A 22,799-nucleotide genomic window follows, 5' to 3' on the forward strand; every position below is an offset into this window, starting at 1 on the left:
GAGACGAAAATATATGTTTAAATGGCTCAAGCCAGCACCTGCAATTGAAAGATTGCCAGCGGATATGATCGACCGTGTATATCGATTACTACGTATTCGTGTGTTAATCGGGATTTCAGTTGGATATGCTGCTTATTATTTAGTTCGTAGTAACTTTACGTTATCAAGTACGTATTTAGTACAAGAATATGGTTTTAGTACAGCTGAAATTGGTCTACTAGGCTCAGTAATGGCAATTGTTTATGGATTTAGTAAGTTCTTTATGGGTAATTTATCAGATAAAGCTTTCGCCCAGCGCTTTATCGCAGTCGGTTTATTCTTATCAGGGCTTGTAAATATTTGTTTCGGCTTTGCATCATCATTTGGGATGATTGTTACATTACTTGTTGTTAACGGTATTGTACAAGGTATGGGAGCACCACCTTGTAGTATTGTTATGACGAAATGGTTCTCGAAGAAAGAACGCGGTACGAAAACAGGCCTTTGGAATATTTCACATAACGTTGGTGGAATGCTTGTGCCACCACTTGTCGGAATTGGTGTAGGTATTTTCGGTGAAAATCATTGGCAAGGCGGCGTGTTTATTTTCCCTGCGATTATCGCAATGGTAATTGCAGTTCTTGTTTGGATCAATGCGAAGGATACACCAGAATCTGAAGGTCTTCCTCCAATTGATGAGTATCGTAATGACTATGAAAATCTTGAAAAAGCAGATAATGCTAACAAGATGTCACCAAAAGAAATTTTAATGAAGTATGTAGTGAAAAATAAATTTGTATGGTTCTTATGTATTGCGAATGCTTTTGTTTATTTAATTCGTTTCGGTGTTATTAACTGGGTTCCACTTTATTTAACGACAGTTAAAGGATTTTCAAAAGCAGAAGCGCATGCGGCATATGCAATCTTTGAAGGTATGGCAATTCCAAGTTCATTAATCGTTGGTTTTTTAAGTGATAAATTATTTAAAGGAAAACGTATGCCATTATGTATTATTAGTATGGTTGGAGTTGTTATTGGTACGTTTATATATTGGCAAGCAACTAGCGTACTTGTTGTAAGTATTGCAGTTTCTATTATCGGTTGTTTAATTTATGTACCACAGTTCTTAATCGGTTTAAGTGCGATGGAATTAGTACCGAAATTTGCAGTTGGTACGACAGTTGGTATGTGTGGTCTATTCGGTTATGTAGGCGGAAGTCTTGTAGCTAACGCAGCAATTGGTGTTATTGTTGATAGTTCTGGCTGGGATGGTTGTTTCATCTTACTATTAACAGGAGCGGTTTTATCAACAATCTTCTTATTTATTGTTCAACGTGGACATGAGAGAAAAGATCCTAAAGTAGCGTAATATTTTGTTTGAAAAAGCTATCCAATTATTATTTTGGATGGCTTTTTCTATATAATATAATCTTTCCTTAAATCTATCTTAAAAGATATAATGTCATATTTCTAATCATTGGAATTTTTGTTACAATATAAATGGATGTGTAAAACTTTGTAAAAACATTGAAATAATATGTAATCTATTTTCAGAAAGTTTTATACAATTTTTATATTAAACTATCAAGTTATAAAAGGGAGAGAGACTATGTTACCAAATACGGTTCGTACTCCAAACAAGAAGAAGAAATGGATTATTATTGGGGTTATTGCACTAATTGTTATTGTAGCGGCAATTAATATTTTTGTTATGCAAGGTAAGAAGAAGGGTGCATCAACAAATGCTGATGCTGTAAGTTTTGAGAAAGTGACAGAGCGTAAGCTGAATAATACGAAGTTAATTTCTGGTCAGGTGAAGCCTGGTAATATTGAAAGCTTCTATGCAGATCCGACCAAAGGGAAAGTGAAAGATATTGAGGTAAAAGAAGGGCAAGAGGTAGAAAAAGGTACAAAATTATTCTCTTATGACAATGAAGAGATTAATCTTCAAATGAAGCAAGCTGAGCTTGATCAGAAGATGGCGGATATGCGTTATGATCAAGGGAAAAAGAAGATTGATTCATTGAAGAAAGAAATTAAGAAGGCGAAAGATAGCGGAGCTGGGAAAGAAGTAACGGATCCGATGGACGAGCAAGTAAACGAGTTAGAGATAGCTCAAAAGACAACTGATCTTGAGAAAGAAAAAGGGAAGTTGCAGAAAGAAGAGTTAAGTAAGAAGCAGAAAGAACTTACGATTTATAGTAATTTTGCTGGTGTTGTTCAAAAGTTAGATAAAGATGCGGCACAAAGTTCACCTCAAGCGTTAGGTGGTCAAGGAAAAGCGTTTTTACAAGTAGCTTCTAAAGATCCATTCCAAGTTCAAGGTACGTTAACTGAGCTTCAAAAGTCACAAATTCAAAAGGATCAAACATTCACTGTAACTGCAAAAGCAAATAATAAGAAGAAGTGGACAGGTAAGATTACAGAGGTAAGTGAGTTCCCAACAAGTGCAGAGATGGCGCAAGCTGGCGGCATGGGTGAAGCAACTCAAAATATGTCCCAATATACATATAAAGCTAGCCTTGATAGTCAAGATGGTTTATCTCCAGGTTACCACGTTTCTCTGCAAGTAAACTTAGAGAATAAGACGATGATTGCTGTTCCAAGTAAAAGCATTGTAGAAAAAGGCGATGATGCATTTGTTTATGTTGAGGAAAAAGGAAAGCTTCGTAAACAAAATGTGAAAAAAGGTTCTACTGATGGAGACTGGACAGAGGTTGTAGAAGGCGTAACAGTGGGGCAAAAGGTGGTTAAAAATCCTTCCGACGATGTGTATGACGGAATGGAAGTGAAAGAGAAATGATTACGTTAAATAATATTGCTAAAACGTATTATCAAGGAAAATTGGCGGTGCCGATTTTGCATGGTATTAGTTTAACAATTCAGAGCGGTGAGTTCGTTTCGATTATGGGACCGTCTGGTTCTGGTAAGTCGACGCTTATGAATATTATCGGTTGTTTAGATCGTCCAACAGAAGGTGAATATATGCTGAATGACGTGAATATCTTAACAGCAGACGAGTCAAAGCTTGCTTTAATTCGTAATGAATACATTGGCTTTGTATTCCAGCATTTTAATTTACTACCTCGTCTTTCAGCAGTGGAAAATGTTGAGCTTCCGCTCGTATATGGTGGCGTGAAGAAAGCAGAGCGTCGCAAGCGTGCTTTGGAGGCGCTAGGTAAAGTTGGATTGGCAGATCGCGTGCATCATTTACCAAATGAGTTATCAGGTGGACAGAAGCAGCGTGTAGCGATTGCAAGAGCGATTGCAAATAATCCAACGTTCATTATGGCCGATGAACCGACTGGTGCACTTGATACGAAGTCTGGTGAACAAGTTATGGATATTTTCACGAAGCTTAATGCAGAAGGCACGACGATTGTTATGGTTACGCATGAAGAGGAAGTAGCAGCGTATTCTTCCCGCCGCATTGTACTGCGGGACGGGAAAGTTACAGAAGATAGAAGGTGTGCGGTATGAGTTTACTAGATAGTATAAAAATTGCCCTCTCTTCTATTTTAGCTCATAAATTGCGTTCAGCTCTTACGATGCTCGGTATTATTATCGGGGTAGGTTCAATTATTACTGTCGTTGCGATTGGGCAAGGCGGGGAAGCTGCATTGAAATCGCAGTTCGTTGGGGCAGGTAATCAAACGGTTCCGATTCATTATAGTGCAGATATAAACGATCCTTTCGGTATGGGAATGGTAGAAGCACCGAAGATAACTGAAGAAGACATTTTTGAAATTAAAAAAATTCCAGAAATTTCACATGTGGTAACAACAAATTCCAGCATGGAACCACTTGATATTGAAGATAAAAAAGAAATGGTGAGTATTACTGGATTAGATAGCGAGTATTTTGCAGTAAATAAAGTAAAGTTGTTAAAGGGACGTTCTTTACAAGAATCAGATGTGGATCAAGGTAATAACGTTGTTATGATTAGTAAACAAATGGAAGAAAAGGTGTTTAAGGATGCCAATCCAGTCGGTAAAATTATTGAAATGAAAGGTCAACCGATGCAAATTATTGGTGTTTACAAATCAGATAATGAGTTTATGGGAATGGGACCATCAGAAGCACTAGTTCCAATTTCATTATGGCCGACATTGTATGGGAAAGATGAAATTCAAAATATTTCTGTTCAAGCGAAAAATGTAGATAATCTAGAAAAAGCAGGTAAAAAAGCTGCAGATGTTTTAAATAGTCGTAAACCGACTGATGCAACTGGTAAATATGAAGTTATGAATTTAAAAGAAATTCAAGAAGGTATTTCGAAGATGACCGGTATTATGACAATGATCATCGGTGGTATCGCTGGTATTTCATTAGTCGTTGGTGGAATTGGTGTTATGAACATCATGCTTGTATCTGTAACGGAGCGTACACGTGAAATTGGTGTACGTAAAGCACTTGGAGCAACGCGTAGTAAAATTTTATTACAGTTTTTAATTGAAGCTGTTATGTTAACACTTCTAGGTGGTTTGATCGGAATTGGTCTTGGGTATGGCGGAGCATATATCGTTTCTACATTCGCAAAATGGCCACCGCTCGTTTCATGGGAAGTTGTCGTTGGAGGCGTACTGTTCTCGATGACACTCGGTATTATTTTCGGATTAATTCCAGCAAATAAAGCTGCGAAATTAGATCCAATTGAAGCATTGCGTTATGAGTAATTAATAGTGTAGTAGAACTACACATTACCGTTCTAATGGGCGGTTCGTAGCCTCTTGCGTGAGGAAGTGAACCGCCCGTTAGAACGGGTTATATAAATAGAAGGAGGCGTTATAATGGAAGCAAATATTAATACGCAAGATGTAGGTGCGAAGAAGCCATCATTATTAGGAATGATTACTTCTCCAGGTGAGCAGTTTGAGAGAATGAAGACGAAAAGTCCGGTTTGGGGGGCATTTTTCCTTTTCATTATATTAACAGCTGTAATTGCAGGGATTAGCATGTATCAAGTAATGAATCATCCTGATGTAATGAGTGAGGTACCTGATGCCGAAGCGGCTAAAGTTGTTGGTTACTTCGGAATAGGAGCAGGTATTGTTGGTGGACTATTTGGTACTGCGATTTGGTTCTTCATTGCGGCAGCTATTTATAAAGTGATTATGATGTTTATGAGTAATGATACTTCATACATGAAATTATTATCTATTTATGTCTACACATATACGATTTCAATTTTAGGTGCAATTGTGAACTTTATTATTAGAATGATTCTTGGTGGAGATATTGAAACTTCTTATACAAGTTTAGCAACTTTATTTGAGCCAGGTACAGTTGCTCATGGTGCTGCTTCATCATTCGAAGTTTTCAATATTTGGGCATTAGTTGTAATGGGATTAGGATTACATATTACGGCTGGACTAAGTAAAAAACAAGCAACGATTTTAATTGTTATTTTCTTTATTCTTTCAGTTGGATTTACTAGTTTAAGTGGTCTAGCTCCAAAATTTGGTGCATAATTTATTCTTTTAGAAAAAGGTGACTCTTCAAAGGAGTCACCTTTATTATTTTTACCCTTACTTCAAATACCACCAACAAAATTTCAAATACTACATAGTGTAATTTCAAATTCTGTCGGTAGTATTTGAAATTACTCACAGTGAAATCTTTTCTTTATTTTTATATTGTGAAGGTACCGCGGAATACTAGAAAGGTATACCTTTTAGAAACGGGTACTGTGTGAAGCCAGCGACTTTTAAAGAGGCAGTTGTTTTGTATGAAGGGATGATTGTAAATCAAATAAAGAAATTAGGTATTCGTAAAGATTATGAAGAGTATTATCAATGTGGTTTAATTGGTCTTTGGCATGCGTATGAAAGATTTGATGCAAAGAAGGGATGTTTCCCTGCATATGCAGTTGTAACGGTGCGAGGTTATATATTAGAGAGATTGAAGAAAGAGTTCGCAGTGCAGGAGAGATGTGTATGTGTAGGAGAGTATGAGGATATCTTTCATTTTGAGGATGTTGAAATAAGAGTGAAGGATTTTATGAGCGTGTTAGATGAGAAGGAGAAGTATATTATTTTTGAACGCTTTTTTGTAGGGAAGACGATGGGGGAAATCGCTTTAGAGACGGAAATGACATATTATCAAGTAAGATGGATGTATCGGCAAGCAATCGAGAAAATGCGCGATAGTGTAAGAGGATAAAAACAGCAAATAGAATGGAAGGTAAGGAGATACTACCTTCCATTCTACTTGTTATTAAGGTGATGAATCTTGCATGTTCATTTGGGATAATACATATCCAGCTTTCCATAATTGCTGACTTAACTTATGGGAACTAATTTGTATCGTTACGGTAGTTCCGTTTGAAAAATGAATTTTAGCTTGTTTAGCTTTTTTGAAAAACTCTATTGTATGAACATGTTTGAAGAAAAGCCAAATACAATTTGGAGAAGCAGGAGATTCTGTTGGGAAAGCACAAATATATTCTCTATGATTGATCGGAATTGGAACGTTTTGTTTAAATTTAAATTTTGTTTTTACGGCATTACGTCTCCCTTGATAAGTAGAATGAATATTTGTTAGACAAGATTTCTGTATAAGTTGGAGAGCAGTTTGACAGGAGTAAAGATGGTTTCCGCTACTGTCGATAATTTTTGTACGGTAATAAGGGTGTTTACATGGTTCAAGCATCATTGTAGAACTAGAAATAAAAATGTTGTTTTCATTATCCATAATTCTATATCCTCCCTTATAATTTTCATTCTGAATATAATTATATATAAATTAAGTAAATTGATTGTTAATATTCTATTTCATATTGTAAATTTTGGCTATTCGTTTACAATCAATAGGTGATAGTCTTTCTAATTTGCATCGCTTGTACATATATATGAAAATAGAAAAGAGTAGGCGGTGATATAGTATGAAGAAAAAGTATATTATTATGGCTTTAGTTGTCGTTCTCCTAGTATATTTAGCAAACAGTAATCCGAGTAAGGGAGAATATACAGAATGGGCAGCGAAGCAGTTTATGAAGCGTAATGATGTGAGTAAGAAGCTAGATGAAGTTCAAAAAGAGAATGAAGAGGGTCTCCTTGGCGACTTGGCATCGGCCGGTAAAAAGTTAGCTAAAAAGTATGTTGAGCCACAAGTTGGGTTATTAATTGATCATTATACGAAGCGAAATGATTATATATTCTTCTCAACATATACGACTGAGTTTGATATAGGTGAAGAACATTATAAGTACGTATGCGTCGGTTTCTCAAAGATTTTTATTCCGATTGAAATGCCGAAGAAAAAAGACGAATCTGCAAAATGATGCAGATTCGTCTTTTTCATTTTATAGAGTAATGGGAACTTCAGATACATTTTTTTCTACAAGGCGAGCTCCCTTTTTTCTTGTATTTTCATCAATGGATGAAAATACAGATGAGGCAAGGATTGTATCCATTACTTGATTTACGACTTGTGCATCGATTGGTGTGATGGGCGTATCGATAGAAAAAACGACTGTTTTTCCATCTTCTTTCGCGAAAATCAACTCTAGTACTTGCATGTGTTATTCCCTCCTTTGTATTTATCCCGCTATTTACGAGATTTGGGTCTGCCGGTTAAATTGTGGGCTAATAATCAGCGGGGATGAATAAAATCCCCACTGATCCGAGTTTTACTTTATAGTTTAGAAAGATCTGATGTGCTTACAAGTTGTACAGCGTGAAGTGGTGATGCTTGTAAGGAAGCTAGAGCATGAGCTACATTGTGTACTTGATCTAAGCTCGCATTTGTTTTAACACGTTTAAATTGTTTGCTCTTGAAAACTGTTTTGCCGTTCTTATCTAATCCGTTGTTTAAGACAAGACGTAAAGTTAAATCCATTACGATTGTTTCAATTGCCATGTGTATCACCTCCTTTCACTTTATAAATAGGATGCAAATGTCATGTTTTGGCGTGAAATTTTTTCTTTTTTTTGGTACCCTTAAAAGATTAAGAGAGGAGAATTCTGGATAATGAATCGTAAATGGTTATTTTGGATTCCTGTATTACTATGGATGGGGCTGATTTTCTATTCTTCGGCACAACCATATAAAAAGCAGGATATGCGTTCAGATATTGAACAATATGTAAATGTTGAATTTGTGAAAGAGCATTTTTCATGGGTATCTATCGATTATGGTGGAGGAACCCCGGTTAGTATTGCGAATAAAGGTGTAGGCGGATTTATTGAGTTTTTCCTTCGTAAAGGTGCTCATTTTATGGTGTTCTTTATGCTAGGTTCATTGATTTATTACGCTTTTCATCGATCAGGTTATTCGAGGAAAAGATGTTTTATATATGCCCTTCTTTTCGTTTCGGGTTATGCAACATTTGATGAAATTCACCAATGGTATACGGGAGACCGTACACCAATGTGGCAAGATTCATTGCTTGATACGTGCGGCGGGTTAACGGGGATTATAATAAGTAATTGGTTTTGGAATAGAAAAAAGCGCTAATCTCATTTCGAGATTAGCGCTTTTTTTGCGGGTAGTAAAACTCTACGTAATTAGCCTAATTAAAGTTTCACTTTATACACCAAGTAATTCTTTTAGTTCGTCTGTTGATAGTTCAGTCATCCAACTATCGCTTGTGATGACTGCATTGTTTAGAGATTGTTTTCTTTCTAGCATTTCATCAATTTTTTCTTCTAATGTTCCTGTTGTAATAAGTTTGTGAACATGAACAAATCGTTTTTGACCAATACGATATGCGCGGTCTGTTGCTTGATTTTCCACAGCTGGGTTCCACCAACGATCGTAGTGAATGACATGGTTGGCAGCGGTTAAGTTTAATCCTGTTCCGCCAGCTTTTAAGGATAAGATAAAAATGTCATACGTTCCGTTTTGGAACTCCTCAATCATCTTGTCGCGATCTTTTTTCGGTACACTACCGTTTAAGAAGAGAACACGCTGGCCAAATTGTTCTTCTAGCACACGTTTTAGCATGTTTCCCATGCCGATGTACTGAGTGAAGATGAGGCAACTTTCATTTTGATCTTTTATATTTTCGATGAGCTCCATTAACGTTTTTGTTTTCATAGAGCGTTCAACGACATTTTGTGGTTCTTCTTCTTTTAAATAAAGAGCAGGATGATTACAAATTTGTTTTAGCTTGTTCAACATAAGTAATATAAAGCCGCGTCTTTCAATTCCACTTAATCCTTCGACATTTTGCAGTGTATCTTGAACAAGTTGTTCATATAAGGAAGCTTGTTCACCAGTAAGAGGACAGTAAGCTTTTTGTTCTTGTTTATCTGGTAAATTTAATGCGACTGTTTGATCTTTCTTCGTTCGGCGCAGTAAAAATGGTGAGATAAACCGTTGAACTTGCTGGATTTTTCCTTCATCACGATCCTTTTCAATTGGTGTGACGAAGCGGCGTTGGAATTGCCCTAAGCTTCCGAGATATCCATGATTAATAAAGTCGAAAATGGACCAAAGTTCAGCGAGGCGATTTTCCATCGGTGTACCAGTTAAAGCGATTTTGTGATTTGCTTGCAAGTTTCGTACTGCTTTCGACTGTTTCGTATGTGGGTTCTTAATATTTTGTGCTTCATCCAAAATAACAGCATCCCAGCATAATGAAGTTAGTTCTTCCTCATCGAGTTGAGCCAATGCATAAGATGTTAATACAACATCTGCTGATTGAAGGAAATCTTCAAAAGAATTGCCCTTATCTCTATTACTTCCGTAATGTAATTGAACACGTAAATTCGGTGCGAAACGCTCAAATTCTTTTTGCCAATTTCCAAGAACAGATGTCGGCGCTACGATTAATGCAGGGCCTGTTTTGAGATTGTTTTCTTTTATATATAGTAAGTAAGAGATTGTTTGAATACTTTTCCCGAGTCCCATATCGTCAGCTAGCAATGCTCCAAATCCAAGCTTTCGTAAATATAACAACCATTCAATGCCGTGTTGTTGATACGGACGAAGTGTTGCGTTTAGTGAAGTAGGGACATCTACTTTTGGAATATCTCCAATATGAAGCAGCTTTTGGAATAGTTCCTCATAATATCCATCTAGTTCGATTTCAATATCAGTAAACGGACTATCATCTTCTACAATTTCTGTTTCAGCCGTATTTGATAAATGTTGCTGCAGGACATCTTTCATCTCTAGTCCGTATTTATCGGCACGGTTCATGAGTTTCCTTACTTCTTCGATAAAGGCTGGATCTAGTCGCATCCATTGACCGTTTATATTGAATAGACGTTTATTTTGTTCAACGAGTTCGAAAAATTCGCTTTCTGATAAATCAATGCCGTTCGTCGAAATGCGCCAATCAAAATTAACGAGCGTATTCATACCGAAGAACGATTGTGTTTGTGCTGTATTTTGCTTCAGCTGGACACGTAATTTCGGTTTTGTTGCTTTTAAATTTTGCCACCATGATGGTAGTAAAATTGTAATACCGGCTGCAAGTAACTCGTCGCTTGCTTCTGTTAAGAAGTTCCACGCTTCTGTTTCAAAGAGTTCATTTCGGAACGTATCTCCTTCTTTTAACCACGGTATGAGTTTACTAAAACCTTCTTGTGTTTCTGTAATCCGTTCTTCGTAATCGTGCCATCTTTTCGGTAAGGAATCGATGTTTTCATATACATATATGCGATGCGCCCCGCGCTTTGGTGTCACAATTGTTTCAAGTTTCCACATTTCAAATTCTTCTTGTGGTTCTTGTAGTCTTAGTCCGATTGTAAACGGAAGATCATCTTCAATATAACCAATTTTCCGAAGCCAATCTTCTTCATGTAGTGCTGTTTCCAATTGTCTTTTCGTAAAGTCATAATGTTCATATAGTCTTTTAGCATCTTCCCAGCCGTCATTTGAGCGATTATCTTGTAATATGCTTTCATTTACTGCTGCTGAGAAAAGCGATGCTAATGTGTCATCTTCAATTGGTGTATTTTGAACTTTCCAAGATGGTTGTTTAGGCCAATGATTCATATCTGGTACGAAACTACCACTCGTAAAGGCATCCCATAGTTCATTTGCATCTTTCGTAAGTGCTGTAATCGTGCCGTTTATTTGAATATGTGCAAAGGAATTCATCGGTTTGTTTGCAATGTATTCAAAGGCTTGTGCATTTGTTAGCAGCACACCTTGTTTTCCTTCGAAGGTTGCTTCTTTTAGAAACGTACCGTAGAAAGAAGTGGAGTGCCATGTGAATGCATTTCGTTTCCAACTTGTTACGGATAATGGAGTACCGCTGTCATCTTCTCCCCAAAGGAACCAACCTTGACTAACATGCTGGAGCCTAATTGTTACTTCAGTTTGATTGATCATCGATTAATTTTCCTTTCCGTAATTCCTCTTGTAGTGCACGCAGACGTGAATGGAGATTGGCGATGTGAATAATGAAAGCATCCCATTCATCGGTGCGTTTTAATCGTTTATATAATGTACGTAATTTCTTTAAGTAACGAACTGCACGTTTATATGATTTACGATTTCGTTCTTCAATCGCCTCTACAGCAGCAAGATGGTAAAGAGGAAGTGCCACTTCTGGCGCTTCTTTTTCAATATCTTTCAGTGGCTCTTTCAACAGTTCAATTGCCTCAAATCCATATAAGAGATGAAGCTCTGCCCATGTGCGATACTGTTTTTTCGCGAGTACGTACTGTTCGTAGTTTGTGAAACTATACGGCAATAGTTCTTGTAAAATCATTTCAAAACCAGCTTGTTCATTTGTATGTGTTGCATATGTTTCATACATGATTACAAATAGCCGAACGATATCTTTTATGAAAATCGTATTTTCGTGATCTTGGATCGTTTTCTTTACTTGTTTATACGTAAAGGAAAGCCAGTTTTTTGCACGATCCCATTGCATGGCACTTAATAGTTCTTCTAACCAATAGAAGTATAGACTCACAACAGAAGCAGGTTGTTTCTTTAGTAAGTCCATCGCTAGTAAATCTTCATCATTTAAAAAGAGAAGATGAGAAGACGCTAATGCTTTGGATAGTGGATTGATTTTCGTATCGATTCGTTTTTCTTCCTCTTGTATGTTCTCTTTATTGTTTAAAAGTTCACTCCATATGTGACGATAAATGAAAAATCGCTCTTGCGTATAAGCGTCGGTAGAGAAGAATACTTCATGAACGAGACGAGCTGTTTCTTGCAAAATTATTTCAGACTCTGAAGGAATCGCTTCTGATTGTAAGTCCCGAACGATGGATTCCACTTTATCTACAAATAGGCGAATGACATTAACAGGTTGGTGATAAGAATACGTTTTGTTTGCTTCGAATGCCTGAATTTCTTCTAATAATTTTTGAAAGCAGTAAATTGCTGCATGTAACCTGAATAATTCATGTATGGCGATGACGCGCGGAGCTTTCCGCTCAAGCTTCGTATAGAAATCTGTAAAGATACTCATAAGAAAATACATTTGTTTATAAGTAAGGCGAGCTTGTTCTTTTTTAAATGATTCATATTCTTTTTCAAAATATGATTCCCAACTTTTATAATCCGTTTCTTCAAAAGCTGATGATTGCAATACTTGTCTTGCAGTTCTAATAGGAGGAAGGGAAGGTTTCGTATTATTTTTAAATAAAGTTAATACATCTCCTACTTGCCCGAAACTAGACGCTGCAGATAGCAATACAGCGAGCATATGCTCACATTGTGTTGGTGCGAAGCAATCACAATAACTTTCAGCGACATTACGAATCGGAATATGAACGCTATATACGTTGCCTTCCGCATCTACAGTTCCTGACAGTGTATAACCATCAAAGTCAACGTTGTAGACAACACCACTACGATATAGGTGCCGAGCTGTAGCGACATGTTCCTGATCAGCTGTTTGCTGTGGATCTAGTCCTTGAACGAACTCATTCGCAATCATCATAATTTCATCTTTCGTAATTGAGTGTTGCAGCATAATATTCCTCCGTACACATATTTCTTTCCTTTACCATTATAAACAAAAAATGCTCAAAACAGAAAAAATGAAATTTGGATTACATAACTTGAAAATCATGGTAATATATAAAATGTTAATTTCGTATATGAATATATACGTATAGGAGGAGAAGTAATTTGTCAGATTTACAGACGAAGTTAGGTAGTGGAATGAATAAGTTACAAGAAGGAATAGAACAAGGGAAAATGAAGTTGCAAGTTGCACAAGAAATTGCTCAATTGAAAAAGGGAATGCAAGTGCAAATGCAGAAAAAAGCAGAGGTTCTATTAGAGGTTGGACAGCAAGTGTATGTTCAATTAAGAGGAAGTGGAGTAAATGAAGCGAGCTTAAAAGAAATGATTGCTCCAGTTCAAGAATTTGATGTAGCTATTTATCAAGCAAGAAAGCGCATTGTTGAATTGCAAAAACAACAAGGTGAAAAAGCTACATGTGAATGTGGTGGACCTTTATCAATAAATGATAAGTTTTGTGGTTCATGTGGAAAGCCTAACCCGATGTTAGCAGTAGAAAATGAAGGTGAAACGGTAAATTGTATTTCATGTAATGAGCATATCGATAAAAACTCTACTTACTGTCCAGTTTGTGGAATTAAGCAAAGTGGGGAGTGAATTAAATGTATTGTCGCACATGTGGAAAACAACATGGTGAAGAAGTAAATTATTGCCCAAATGAAGGTAGTATGGAGATTGCAGGAGCTATAGATGCAGTAACATTAGAAAAAGATACTGCAAAATACTGCAAAGGTTGTGGCAGTGAAAATGCCCAAAAAAATTTATATTGTAAAAAGTGTGGGTATTCTTTATCTGTTGTGAAGAAAAAAGAACAATCTGTAAAATTGCCTACAATGGATGGTGCTCCTAAAGTTGAATTTAAAGCAGATAAAGCCGTTTTACAAAAAGGTTTGATTGGTGGGGCTGTTGCAAGTATTCTCATGTTAATTGCTGGTTGGATTGGTAGTTTATTATTTGCCTCTATGTTAAGTGAGATGTTTAGCAAATTTGCGAAAGAATTAGAAATGTTGCCAAGTTTTTATTCGAGTGCAACTTCTACGATGTTAAGTTATCATTTACTTGGTTTTACAGCTAACGATGATAGTGGATTGATATTTTCTTTATCTTGGCATACTCCATTTACATTATTATTAATCATTCCATTTATTATTTTTGCTGGTACAGGAATTTGGTTAGGGAAACAGCATGTTGCGAAAACGATTAAAGATCAAATCTTTATGGCAGCAACAGTTGGTATTATTTATGGAGTCTTTTTATTCATTATAAGTTTTATAGCATCACAATCTTTTGCAATTCCATTCTCAGAAGCAGGTAAGATTACGGTTGGCTATTCAGCGATTAAGAGTTTATTGAGTGGTTTTGTATGTGGGACATTATTTACCTTATTAGGATTTATTGCTCATACAAGCAAAAACAATATGGCAGCAGCATTTCAAGAGTTAATGCCATATGGAGCGTCTGTTTATTACGGTGTTTCAGCTATGATAAAAGGACTTTTAGTAACAGCAGTAGCGGTTTGTATTATGGCGTTAGTAAGTAAGGAAGATGGTATTGAACCATTAAAAGAAATAACAACTTTAAAATCTGAAAGTACATTATTAGCATTAGAGTTAACACCTCAATTATGGAGTATGGCTCATTTTGCGCCGTTAGAAGTATCAAGTCCAGCACTTAGTAAGGAATTTACTAGAATTGGTAAGAAATCAAATACATATGAGAGCACACTATCGTTTTCATTTATATCAGGCGTCTCTGTAAATGGCGTAGAGCTTAGAGAGATATTGATTTCAAAAGGAGCAAATGAGGAAAGCCTTGCAGAATTTGATAAAGTGAATAACGTATTCCATTACGGTTTATTACTGCTTATTATTCCGTTGTTCTTTATGTTTAGAGCGGGAAGAAAGTTAGCTAAATTACCGACTGCCAATATATATATTACATTAGCGGTATGCAGTGGTTCTTACACAATTATGATGATTGTAATGAATATGATTTCTAAGTTCCAAATTAATGTTTCAGGAACTGTAACAAGTTTATTTGGAACAAGTGGAACAGTACTATCTATGCAAAATTCATTTATATATTTAACTTTGTTTAGTCTTATTGTGACATATGTAGCGGCATTTGCTGGAATGAAATTAGCTAAAAAATAGGAGGAGAGCACGTTGAAGTTTTGTGGAACATGTAAAAAGAATGTTGCAGACCATTTGAACTTTTGTCCTGAGTGTGGGAGTAAAGTAGAAGTAATCGTTGATAACACTGCTGCTTCATATACAGAATTACAAAGCGAGACAAAACCAGTGAAAAGTAAGAAAAATTTATTTTTAATCATTGGTTTTGCCATTATTGCTGCATTATTATTTGGGGCATATAAATTTGGAGCATATAAGTTTTCAAAAGAAAAGCAAGTAAATGTAATGATTGAAGCATTCCAAAAGAAAGATATTAATGCAATTGATGAGTTTGTAAAAGCGAATGATTCAAGCTTAAAGATTAAGACAGAGGATATTAAAGCGTACATGCGTTATTTAAAAGAGAATCCTTCTTACAACAAACAATTACTTTCTTATTTACAGAAAGAGACAGTAGATCAAAAGTTAACAAAAGATAAATCTTCATTTAAGGACGGGGAAATAGTAGAAGAGGGAAAAGAGTGGTTCTTATATCCAAAGTATAAGTTCAGCATGAAATCTTATTATATGAGCGTTAGTACAACTGCAAAAAACGCAGAAATATATGTGAATGACAAAAAAGAAACAGAGCTTTCTAGTGATAAAACTTCGAAAGAGTTGGGGCCATACTTCCCAGGTACATATGTTGTAAAGGCAACGGCGAAGACAGAACTTACTGAATTAGAAACAGAGAAAGAAGTAGATTTAGCGGATGAACAGAGCGAGAAGGTGAAAGTGGATTTATCGCTTGAAGGCAAGTATGTAAGTATTTCTTCTGATGAAAGTGATGCAACTGTATTTGTGAATGGGAAAAAACGTGGAAAATTAAATTATGGAAGTTATAAGCTTGGCCCTGTATCCACAGATGAAACAGTAGAAGTACATTTAGAGAAAACTACTGATTTTGGTGTGATGAAATCTGAAAGTGTTAAAATTGGAGACCAAAGCACGTATTACTTAAAATTCCCGAAAGAAACATCAAGTTCAGCAGTGGGCGAATTTGTAAGAAATCATATTTATGATAACGTACGTGCAATTTCATTAAATGATTTTAGTTTAATTGAAAATAATTATGATAAGAGCGGGAAATCGTATAAGGAAGACCGTGATTATATACAGTATTTACACAAAAAAGGAATTACAGAAGACTTATTAACGATGGAAGTTCGTAATGTAGAGCGTCAAAGTGCTACGAAATATAAAGTAACGACATATGAAGAGTATCATATTCGTTACGGTGATGGATCTGTGAAGTTCAAAAGTTTTAATAACGAACATATTGTAACTGTGAATGGAAATGGAAAGATGTTGTATCATTCTCTTGGTGCAAATAATACGTTGAAATCAGAAGATGTATCTGGTCCAACTCGTTAATAGGAGAGAGGCTGTTCAATATTGAACAGCCTCTTTATTTTGTAGCTAAATCAATATTTCGTGCCAAACCGTTGATATCTTTTTTTACAATTATGAGTGCGTTTCCTTTAATATCGCTTGTACATACGGATCATGTAATATTTGCTCTATAATTGGTAACATGTTTTGTTCAAATGGAATGTCGATAGGAAATGGCTTTTGTGAGCCAGGTTTGATTCCATATCGGACAAATTTGTGATGTGTATTTTCTTCAGACTTGAGCATAATTAATTTATATCGATTGTCATCACCAGCGAGTGAAAAGTCAATGGAAGTAGCGTCGTATGCTACTTCATCTTTATATATATACGGTTTTGGTGTACCGATCCAGTCTACTTTTGCTTCTACATTCATGGATATAACCTCCTTATATGTATTATAAAAAAATAAAAGCCAGCTCTCAACAAGGAGAACTGGCTTCAGCAGTCATTGGTTATTTTAAAATTTTCACTTTAACAGTTTTGCGTCCCCATTTTTGAGCAGCACTATCTGATCCAAGCAGGATGTCGATACGGTTACCTTTAATTGCACCACCAGTATCTCCAGCGATAGCTTCTCCGTAACCTTCTACCCATACTTTAGATCCTAATGGGATTACTTTCGGGTCAACAGCGATCATTTTCATGTTTGGATTCGCAGTTAAATCATGACCCATTGCAGTTAATACACGGCCGCCATATGTGCCACCGTTTTCGCTCGGGTGAGCTGTATATGCTGTAGCTACCACAGTTAACTCACGACCACCAGATGGTGTGCTAGTTTCAGCAGCTTTCACAGCAGGCTTAGCAGCTGGTTTTGCTTGTGCTGCAGGTGTTTGAGCCTTAGCTGGTGCTTCAGCTTTAGCAGGGGCAGTTGTTTCTTGTTTCTCAATCACAGGTGCTGTACCTGTTAAGAAAGGAACATGAACATAAGCTGTTTTCCCGTTATATTCAAATTGTAACCACTCATTTTGTACTTGGTTCGTTGTTTCGATTACATCGTCTTTCTTCAACTTTCCAAGAATTTCTGAGTTTGTGTTCGCTTCAGCACGTACGTTTAATACGTTAGCTGTTACGTAGTAGATGCTTTTTGTGAACTCTGCACTTACGAATGCGTCTTTACCGTCTAAAGTAACTTTTGACCATCCGTTTTCTGTATTTTGAACATCTATTTTATTACCGTTTAGTAATTTACCGACAACTTTTGATTCCGTAGTAGGGTTTTCGCGTACGTTTAGTACGTCTGTTGTTACAACAGTTTCTGCATTAGCAGATGATGTGAAAATCCCAAGACCAAAAACTGCTGCTGTTGCTATACCAATTAATTTTTTCATGATAGCCTCCATTGCGTTTGTTTTCGTGTCCTCATTATAGCAACAGATTTTTTCGGATTTGGGGAAAACACACAATTACAAACCATTCGTAATCAGTCGTTAATATCCTGTAATATAACAAAAAATATAGGAAAGCGTTTTTCATTCTATATGACTCATAGGTTTCTAGTTATATTCGAAATATTTAATACAACATGTTTTTTTCGACGTAAATAAAAATATTACAAAGGTGTTACATGATGTTTACTAAACGATTACATTCCTTGAGTGTTTTACCGTTTTATGGGTAATATAGTTATATAAACATAAACATTTTGTTTGTGAAGCTATAAACACGTGCTATATACTAGCAAAAAAACCGCATAATTGTTACAAAACGAAAGGGTTGCAAGGAAGAACTTTGCCCTTTTTTACATATGTAACACATCCTTTTTTAGGAAAATACATTCCTATCCGCGTTTTTCTCACACAATTTGACAGTAGTATTTCTAACTTGTAGCTCTTGCAGAGTGAAAAGGTTATACGAAAGGTAAGGCTGTCCATAAGAATTCGAATTGGTGAAGGTGAAAGTAAGAAAATCACCGCAAAATTATAGTTTTCTATCCGATTTTACATATCGGAATTTATGTTATTTACAAAAACGAAACCTACGAAGGGGGATTTGATGAGGAAACTGACAAAAACATTCATCGTTTCATTAACATTATGTATTGCATTTACAATTTGGGGGATTATTCCCGAATCTATTATTGGAAAAGGTAGCTTAGGAAATGTAACAACCGCAATTCAAACTGCATTAGTTAGTAAGTTCGGGTGGTTTTATATTATTTCCGTTTCTATTATTTTAGGTGTGTCTATCTTTTTAATTGTTTCGAAATACGGTTCTATTCGTTTAGGTAAAGATGATGACGAACCTGATTATAGTTATATGACATGGTTTGCTATGTTATTTAGTGCTGGTATGGGTATCGGCTTAGTCTTCTGGGGCGTTGCCGAACCATTAAATCATTTATACGCACCTCCGTTTGGAGAAGGTGCAACTGAGGAAAGTGCGCGCCTTGCACTGCGTTTTTCATTTTTCCATTGGGGATTACATCCTTGGGGACTATATGCGTTTGTAGCGTTATGTATTGCTTACTTTACCTTTAGAAAAGGAAAAGCAAGTACGATTAGTGCGACAGTAGGTCCGTTATTTAAGGGCGGGGAACACGGGCGTATTGCTCATTCATTTGATGTGTTAGCTGTTTTCGCAACTGTGTTTGGTGTTGCAACGTCATTAGGTCTCGGGGCGAAACAAATTGCAGGTGGTGTTAGTTATTTAACATCTATCCCGAACTCATTAACGACTCAGTTAGTTATTATTGCAATCGTAACAGTATTATTTATGTTATCTGCGCAAACAGGTCTTGATAAAGGAATTAAATATTTAAGTAATACGAACATTATTTTTGCGTTTGCACTTATGATTATTGTATTATTTGCGGGTCCAACAAACTTTATTATGAATTACTTCACTTCAACAATCGGTTCTTACATTCAAGAATTGCCAAGCATGAGCTTCCGTTTAAGTCCATTAGACGAAGGTGGAAACCAATGGATTCAATCGTGGACAATTTTCTATTGGGCATGGTGGATTGCATGGTCACCGTTCGTAGGTACGTTTATTGCTCGTGTTTCACGAGGACGTACCATTCGTGAGTTTGTAATCGGTGTGTTACTCGTACCGACAATAATTGGTGCCCTTTGGTTCTCTGTTTTCGGCGGAACAGGTATTCATATGGAGCTGTTTGGTGATGCACATATCTTTGAAAAAATTAAAGAGATGGGAACAGAAGTAGGATTGTTTGCTATGTTTGATCAGATGGGAAGCTTTGGATCAGCTTTATCTGTTCTAGCGATTCTTCTTATTTCTACATTCTTTATTACATCTGCAGATTCTGCGACATTCGTTTTAGGGATGTTAACGACACATGGTAGTTTAAACCCACCAAATCGCATTAAAATGATTTGGGGTATCGTTCTAGCCGCGCTAGCTTCTATCTTATTATATGTTGGTGGATTAGAAGCCTTACAAACGGCAGCTATCATTGCAGCATTCCCGTTCGTCTTTGTTATTTTCTTTATGATGGCAGCATTATTTAAAGAGTTACAAAAAGAAGGACGTAGGAAGCGTCATTAATAATAGAAGGAAAAGAGCTGATTTCATATCAGCTCTTTTTTTATACCTCTATTTGCCGAGCAGTAAGAACACCACCTCAAAATTCAGCAAAAGCAAATAAGTCGAGCTACTTGTAAAAGCCCGATTGGTGATGGCTAATTAAAGTTTCACTTTATATAGAAGGAATTTGAAATGCGGGTAGGGGAAATAAAATACTTTATCATATAAGTAGTATGCCTTTTATACGAAGGGAAATCGATTAGTTTCGACAATTTTCGATATCTTTCAAATTCTATTCATATTTTTGACAAAAAATTGTCGGAAATGTGTTGTCACTTTTATATATATGTGCTATATTATTTCCTGTAAGCGATTTCAAATAGTTTTAAAGCGCATTCAAGGGGGACATCTAGAATAATGAAACGTTACGAAAGAAAGTGGAAGCATATTTGTTTGAAACGTGTGGCACATCGTAGTGTCCAAGAAAGCACGGAACCTAAGACTGAAACGCGCAAAGAACAGCAAGAGAAGCAATTGGTTCTACAAAAATAGCAATCACTTTTTCGTATATAAATGAAGGTCGATCGTTCGTTGGGGGATGGACGTGAAATTACTTTCAGCTAAGGGGTATTGTCTGATATATAATTTATACGGCAATAAATAAGCACAGAGCATACGGCGCTCTGTGCTTATTTTTATTATTTATCTTTTTTAAATCGAACTGTCTTATCCCAGCCAATGACTTGTTTCTTGCTCTTTGCACGTAAGTATAAGATTAAGCTACGAATAAATAAGTACGTAAAGAGCTGTGCGTACGTAAAGTACATAATAACGCTAATAAAAATATTAGTCGGTGTAAAGGTTCGTTCGACACTCTGGGCACTAAATAATTGAGAAACATATGTAATATATGCGACATACCACATAAATAGTAGCGGAATGCTATATTGAATTTGGAATATCCCGAGTAGCCCAATTACAAACCAAACGTTTGAAATGATTAGGAATAGCCAAAATACAACATACACTAGAACTTGTTGTAAGGAATGAACAAGCAGCTTTCCTTTAAAGAAACTTAATGATGAGAACATTTTTTCTAAAATATATAAATTCCCTTGGAGCCAACGTGTACGTTGTTTAATAAGAATTTTTAAATGCTCTGGTTCTTGTTCACAAGTAACTGATTCTGGGACGATTGGTAAGAGATAACCTTTTTGTGTAATTCGTAATGTTAATTCAGCATCTTCTGCAATTGCATAAGGATCATAGCCACCAAGCTCTTCTAGTGCGGAGCGACGAAGAAGCATATTTGTTCCTGTCAGTGAGCCTGTTTGGAATAGTAACCAGCGTCCAGATTGCATAAGGAGCTGGAAGATTTGAAATTCCAGTGAAATCATTCGCGTCAGCCAGTTTCGCTTTTCGTTTACTGTACGAACATGTCCAACAGCTCCAACAGCATCTTCAGTTGTTTCAGCGTGCTCTACAAGCATTCGCAGTGCGTGTGGTTCAGGTTGGTTATCTGCATCGTACACACAGAAGTATTCACCATCTGAAATACTAAGCCCATAGTTTAGTACACGTGATTTACCCTTCGGTTCACCAGGGGGAACACGAATGTGGCGAATATGAGCATAAGCCTTGTCAAAATCATCGCCGATTTCAGGTGTTTCGTCTTGAGAGTTATCATTTAATAAATAAATAGTTAGCTTTCCAGGATACTCAATCTTAGCCATTGCTTCTAAAGTATCTTTAATAACGACGCCTTCATTATGGGCAGGTATGAAAATATCGACGCTCGGATAATGTTCTAATGTACGATTTTTTCGTTTACTATTTCGGTGAATTAGGCCCGCGATTGTTAAGAAAGAGTAGTAAACGAGTAAGCCAGAGAATAGAAAAGCCGTAAAAATAAGTACATATTTAATTGAAAATGTGATACTGATCCAAAAAACGAGTACGCAAAACAGAAGGAATAAAAGAAGTATAACGAGAGTCATCATAACAGGGTCTGTCCTTTGTTTCCAATTTGCTCGCGTGAAATTTTTATATCTCGGATTGCTTCAGCAGCAAGCCATTGCTCCATTTTTGGCTTTAGGCGGTTCATTACAATGTCAGCACCAGCTTCATTTGTGTTTTGTAATAAAATAACTAGCGTATTATTATCATATTCAGCAGCAAGGTCAAAATCATTCCTTACCGTTTCAACTAATAAGGAAGCTACACGGTCCATAACACTTTCCTTCGTATATTTACTAAAGGAAGTGAAATCAAAGTAAATGATAAAGCCTGTTTCATTACGACGATTCATTGCAGTCGTTAATAACGCTTGGCGTCTCTCGAATTCTTGTCTTGTTAGTAATTTGGATTCTCCAATATATTGTTCCAATGTTCTCACACGCTCAGTTAAAGTTTTATTTTCATGAATCACTTTTTTCAATAGGTGAGTTGTTATATATACAATGAAGAAGTTAGCTGCCATCAGGAAGTGGATAATCATATATTGCCATTGATCTGATGTACTCCATAAATGAAGCCATGCTTGATAAAACAAATAAAATACGGAAATAATGGTTCCTAGTATGAAGAAAACAAATGCTGTTTTGTCAGCTAAAAATAAGAATAGTACGTTTACGATTACGTATATTATTGTAAAAATGAGCGCATGCTCATATTTCGTCACATATACAGTAGTAAAATAAAATACAATTTGTAAAATCCACATAGAGAGGATTTTATAGAACTTATCTTTCACAAAACTTTCCTCCTTAAAGCTATTTCATCAATAGATACTTGTAGTATGCGCAATTATTAAGAAATTGACCAT

The 22,799-nt window shown here is 36.1% G+C and carries 22 protein-coding genes; 13 read left to right on the forward strand and 9 right to left on the reverse strand.

Features of this window, described 5'->3' with window-relative positions; translation table 11 throughout:
* Positions 1-13: 13 nt before the first annotated feature.
* The 6 genes from ACTFRH_RS19515 (at position 14) to ACTFRH_RS19540 (ending at position 6,141) form a co-directional block, all read left to right on the forward strand.
* The gene (locus ACTFRH_RS19515; protein ID WP_000477602.1) at positions 14-1,348 is read left to right on the forward strand and encodes an MFS transporter; all 1,335 of its coding nucleotides are present in this window, start codon (positions 14-16) and stop codon (positions 1,346-1,348) included.
* Between the two features lie 240 nt (positions 1,349-1,588).
* Positions 1,589-2,782: an efflux RND transporter periplasmic adaptor subunit gene (locus tag ACTFRH_RS19520; RefSeq protein ID WP_000937328.1), complete on the forward strand. Its 1,194-nt coding sequence runs from the start codon at positions 1,589-1,591 to the stop codon at positions 2,780-2,782.
* The gene (locus tag ACTFRH_RS19525; RefSeq protein ID WP_000631624.1) at positions 2,779-3,459 is read left to right on the forward strand and encodes an ABC transporter ATP-binding protein; all 681 of its coding nucleotides are present in this window, start codon (positions 2,779-2,781) and stop codon (positions 3,457-3,459) included. Before ACTFRH_RS19520 ends, ACTFRH_RS19525 begins: the two co-directional genes overlap by 4 nt.
* Positions 3,456-4,655 (forward strand): ABC transporter permease, encoded by a 1,200-nt coding sequence (locus tag ACTFRH_RS19530; protein ID WP_000054349.1) that lies wholly within the window; start codon positions 3,456-3,458, stop codon positions 4,653-4,655. Before ACTFRH_RS19525 ends, ACTFRH_RS19530 begins: the two co-directional genes overlap by 4 nt.
* 114 nt (positions 4,656-4,769) lie before the next feature.
* Complete coding sequence (locus ACTFRH_RS19535) at positions 4,770-5,450, forward strand: Yip1 family protein (RefSeq protein WP_000387920.1); 681 nt, start codon at positions 4,770-4,772, stop codon at positions 5,448-5,450.
* A gap of 220 nt (positions 5,451-5,670) precedes the next feature.
* A complete protein-coding gene (locus tag ACTFRH_RS19540) occupies positions 5,671-6,141 on the forward strand; it encodes a sigma-70 family RNA polymerase sigma factor (protein WP_033690027.1) in 471 nt (156 codons plus the stop codon).
* A gap of 54 nt (positions 6,142-6,195) precedes the next feature.
* Here ACTFRH_RS19540 and ACTFRH_RS19545 read toward each other — a convergent pair whose 3' ends face one another.
* Positions 6,196-6,672 carry a competence protein ComK gene (locus ACTFRH_RS19545; RefSeq protein WP_000368311.1) on the reverse strand — a complete coding sequence of 159 codons (477 nt, stop codon included), beginning with the start codon at positions 6,670-6,672 and terminating at the stop codon, positions 6,196-6,198.
* A 190-nt stretch (positions 6,673-6,862) separates the two neighbouring features.
* On the opposite strand from ACTFRH_RS19545, the gene ACTFRH_RS19550 reads away from it, so the two are divergent.
* Positions 6,863-7,261: a DUF4359 domain-containing protein gene (locus ACTFRH_RS19550; RefSeq protein WP_000731405.1), complete on the forward strand. Its 399-nt coding sequence runs from the start codon at positions 6,863-6,865 to the stop codon at positions 7,259-7,261.
* A gap of 21 nt (positions 7,262-7,282) precedes the next feature.
* On the opposite strand, the gene ACTFRH_RS19555 is transcribed toward ACTFRH_RS19550, so the two are convergent.
* Together ACTFRH_RS19555 and ACTFRH_RS19560 are read right to left on the reverse strand one after the other, a co-directional pair.
* Positions 7,283-7,498 carry a DUF2922 domain-containing protein gene (locus tag ACTFRH_RS19555; RefSeq protein WP_001197593.1) on the reverse strand — a complete coding sequence of 72 codons (216 nt, stop codon included), beginning with the start codon at positions 7,496-7,498 and terminating at the stop codon, positions 7,283-7,285.
* Between the two features lie 116 nt (positions 7,499-7,614).
* A complete protein-coding gene (locus ACTFRH_RS19560; protein ID WP_000963861.1) occupies positions 7,615-7,839 on the reverse strand; it encodes a DUF1659 domain-containing protein in 225 nt (74 codons plus the stop codon).
* A gap of 111 nt (positions 7,840-7,950) precedes the next feature.
* Between ACTFRH_RS19560 and ACTFRH_RS19565 the strand changes: the two genes are divergently transcribed.
* Positions 7,951-8,436, forward strand: a complete 486-nt coding sequence (locus ACTFRH_RS19565) for a VanZ family protein (RefSeq protein WP_202822367.1) — start codon at positions 7,951-7,953, stop codon at positions 8,434-8,436.
* Positions 8,437-8,508: 72 nt separating this feature from the next.
* On the opposite strand, the gene ACTFRH_RS19570 is transcribed toward ACTFRH_RS19565, so the two are convergent.
* Positions 8,509-11,265, reverse strand: a complete 2,757-nt coding sequence (locus ACTFRH_RS19570) for a DEAD/DEAH box helicase (RefSeq protein ID WP_440048779.1) — start codon at positions 11,263-11,265, stop codon at positions 8,509-8,511.
* Positions 11,249-12,868 (reverse strand): SWIM zinc finger family protein, encoded by a 1,620-nt coding sequence (locus tag ACTFRH_RS19575; RefSeq protein ID WP_000939133.1) that lies wholly within the window; start codon positions 12,866-12,868, stop codon positions 11,249-11,251. Before ACTFRH_RS19575 ends, ACTFRH_RS19570 begins: the two co-directional genes overlap by 17 nt.
* 158 nt (positions 12,869-13,026) lie before the next feature.
* Between ACTFRH_RS19575 and ACTFRH_RS19580 the strand changes: the two genes are divergently transcribed.
* Genes ACTFRH_RS19580 through ACTFRH_RS19590 form a run of 3 tightly spaced genes read left to right on the forward strand, consistent with a single transcriptional unit; the run spans position 13,027 to position 16,466 of the window.
* Positions 13,027-13,518, forward strand: coding sequence for a zinc ribbon domain-containing protein (locus ACTFRH_RS19580; RefSeq protein ID WP_001281753.1), 492 nt, complete (start codon positions 13,027-13,029; stop codon positions 13,516-13,518).
* Between the two features lie 5 nt (positions 13,519-13,523).
* The gene (locus ACTFRH_RS19585) at positions 13,524-15,074 is read left to right on the forward strand and encodes a zinc ribbon domain-containing protein (protein WP_000271638.1); all 1,551 of its coding nucleotides are present in this window, start codon (positions 13,524-13,526) and stop codon (positions 15,072-15,074) included.
* A 12-nt stretch (positions 15,075-15,086) separates the two neighbouring features.
* On the forward strand, positions 15,087-16,466 hold the full coding sequence (locus tag ACTFRH_RS19590) for a zinc ribbon domain-containing protein (protein WP_000666886.1): 1,380 nt from the start codon (positions 15,087-15,089) through the stop codon (positions 16,464-16,466).
* A gap of 90 nt (positions 16,467-16,556) precedes the next feature.
* Here ACTFRH_RS19590 and ACTFRH_RS19595 read toward each other — a convergent pair whose 3' ends face one another.
* On the reverse strand, positions 16,557-16,859 hold the full coding sequence (locus tag ACTFRH_RS19595; protein ID WP_001100117.1) for a DUF3910 family protein: 303 nt from the start codon (positions 16,857-16,859) through the stop codon (positions 16,557-16,559).
* A 79-nt stretch (positions 16,860-16,938) separates the two neighbouring features.
* Complete coding sequence (locus ACTFRH_RS19600) at positions 16,939-17,817, reverse strand: cell wall-binding protein EntA (protein WP_000733340.1); 879 nt, start codon at positions 17,815-17,817, stop codon at positions 16,939-16,941.
* Between the two features lie 664 nt (positions 17,818-18,481).
* On the opposite strand from ACTFRH_RS19600, the gene opuD reads away from it, so the two are divergent.
* Positions 18,482-19,996, forward strand: a complete 1,515-nt coding sequence (gene opuD, locus ACTFRH_RS19605) for a glycine betaine transporter OpuD (protein ID WP_001230114.1) — start codon at positions 18,482-18,484, stop codon at positions 19,994-19,996.
* Positions 19,997-20,392: 396 nt separating this feature from the next.
* Positions 20,393-20,527, forward strand: coding sequence for a hypothetical protein (locus tag ACTFRH_RS19610; RefSeq protein ID WP_000833067.1), 135 nt, complete (start codon positions 20,393-20,395; stop codon positions 20,525-20,527).
* Positions 20,528-20,673: 146 nt separating this feature from the next.
* Here the strand turns inward: ACTFRH_RS19610 and ACTFRH_RS19615 are convergent, their stop codons facing one another.
* Entirely contained in the window at positions 20,674-21,975 is a 1,302-nt protein-coding gene (locus ACTFRH_RS19615) for a glycosyltransferase family 2 protein (RefSeq protein ID WP_440048778.1), read from the reverse strand.
* A complete protein-coding gene (locus tag ACTFRH_RS19620; protein WP_000653233.1) occupies positions 21,972-22,727 on the reverse strand; it encodes a diguanylate cyclase in 756 nt (251 codons plus the stop codon). Before ACTFRH_RS19620 ends, ACTFRH_RS19615 begins: the two co-directional genes overlap by 4 nt.
* Positions 22,728-22,799: the final 72 nt, after the last annotated feature.

It is taken from the genome of Bacillus cereus group sp. MYBK216-1 (genome assembly GCF_051916495.1).
GTDB classification, from domain to species: domain Bacteria; phylum Bacillota; class Bacilli; order Bacillales; family Bacillaceae_G; genus Bacillus_A; species Bacillus_A thuringiensis_K.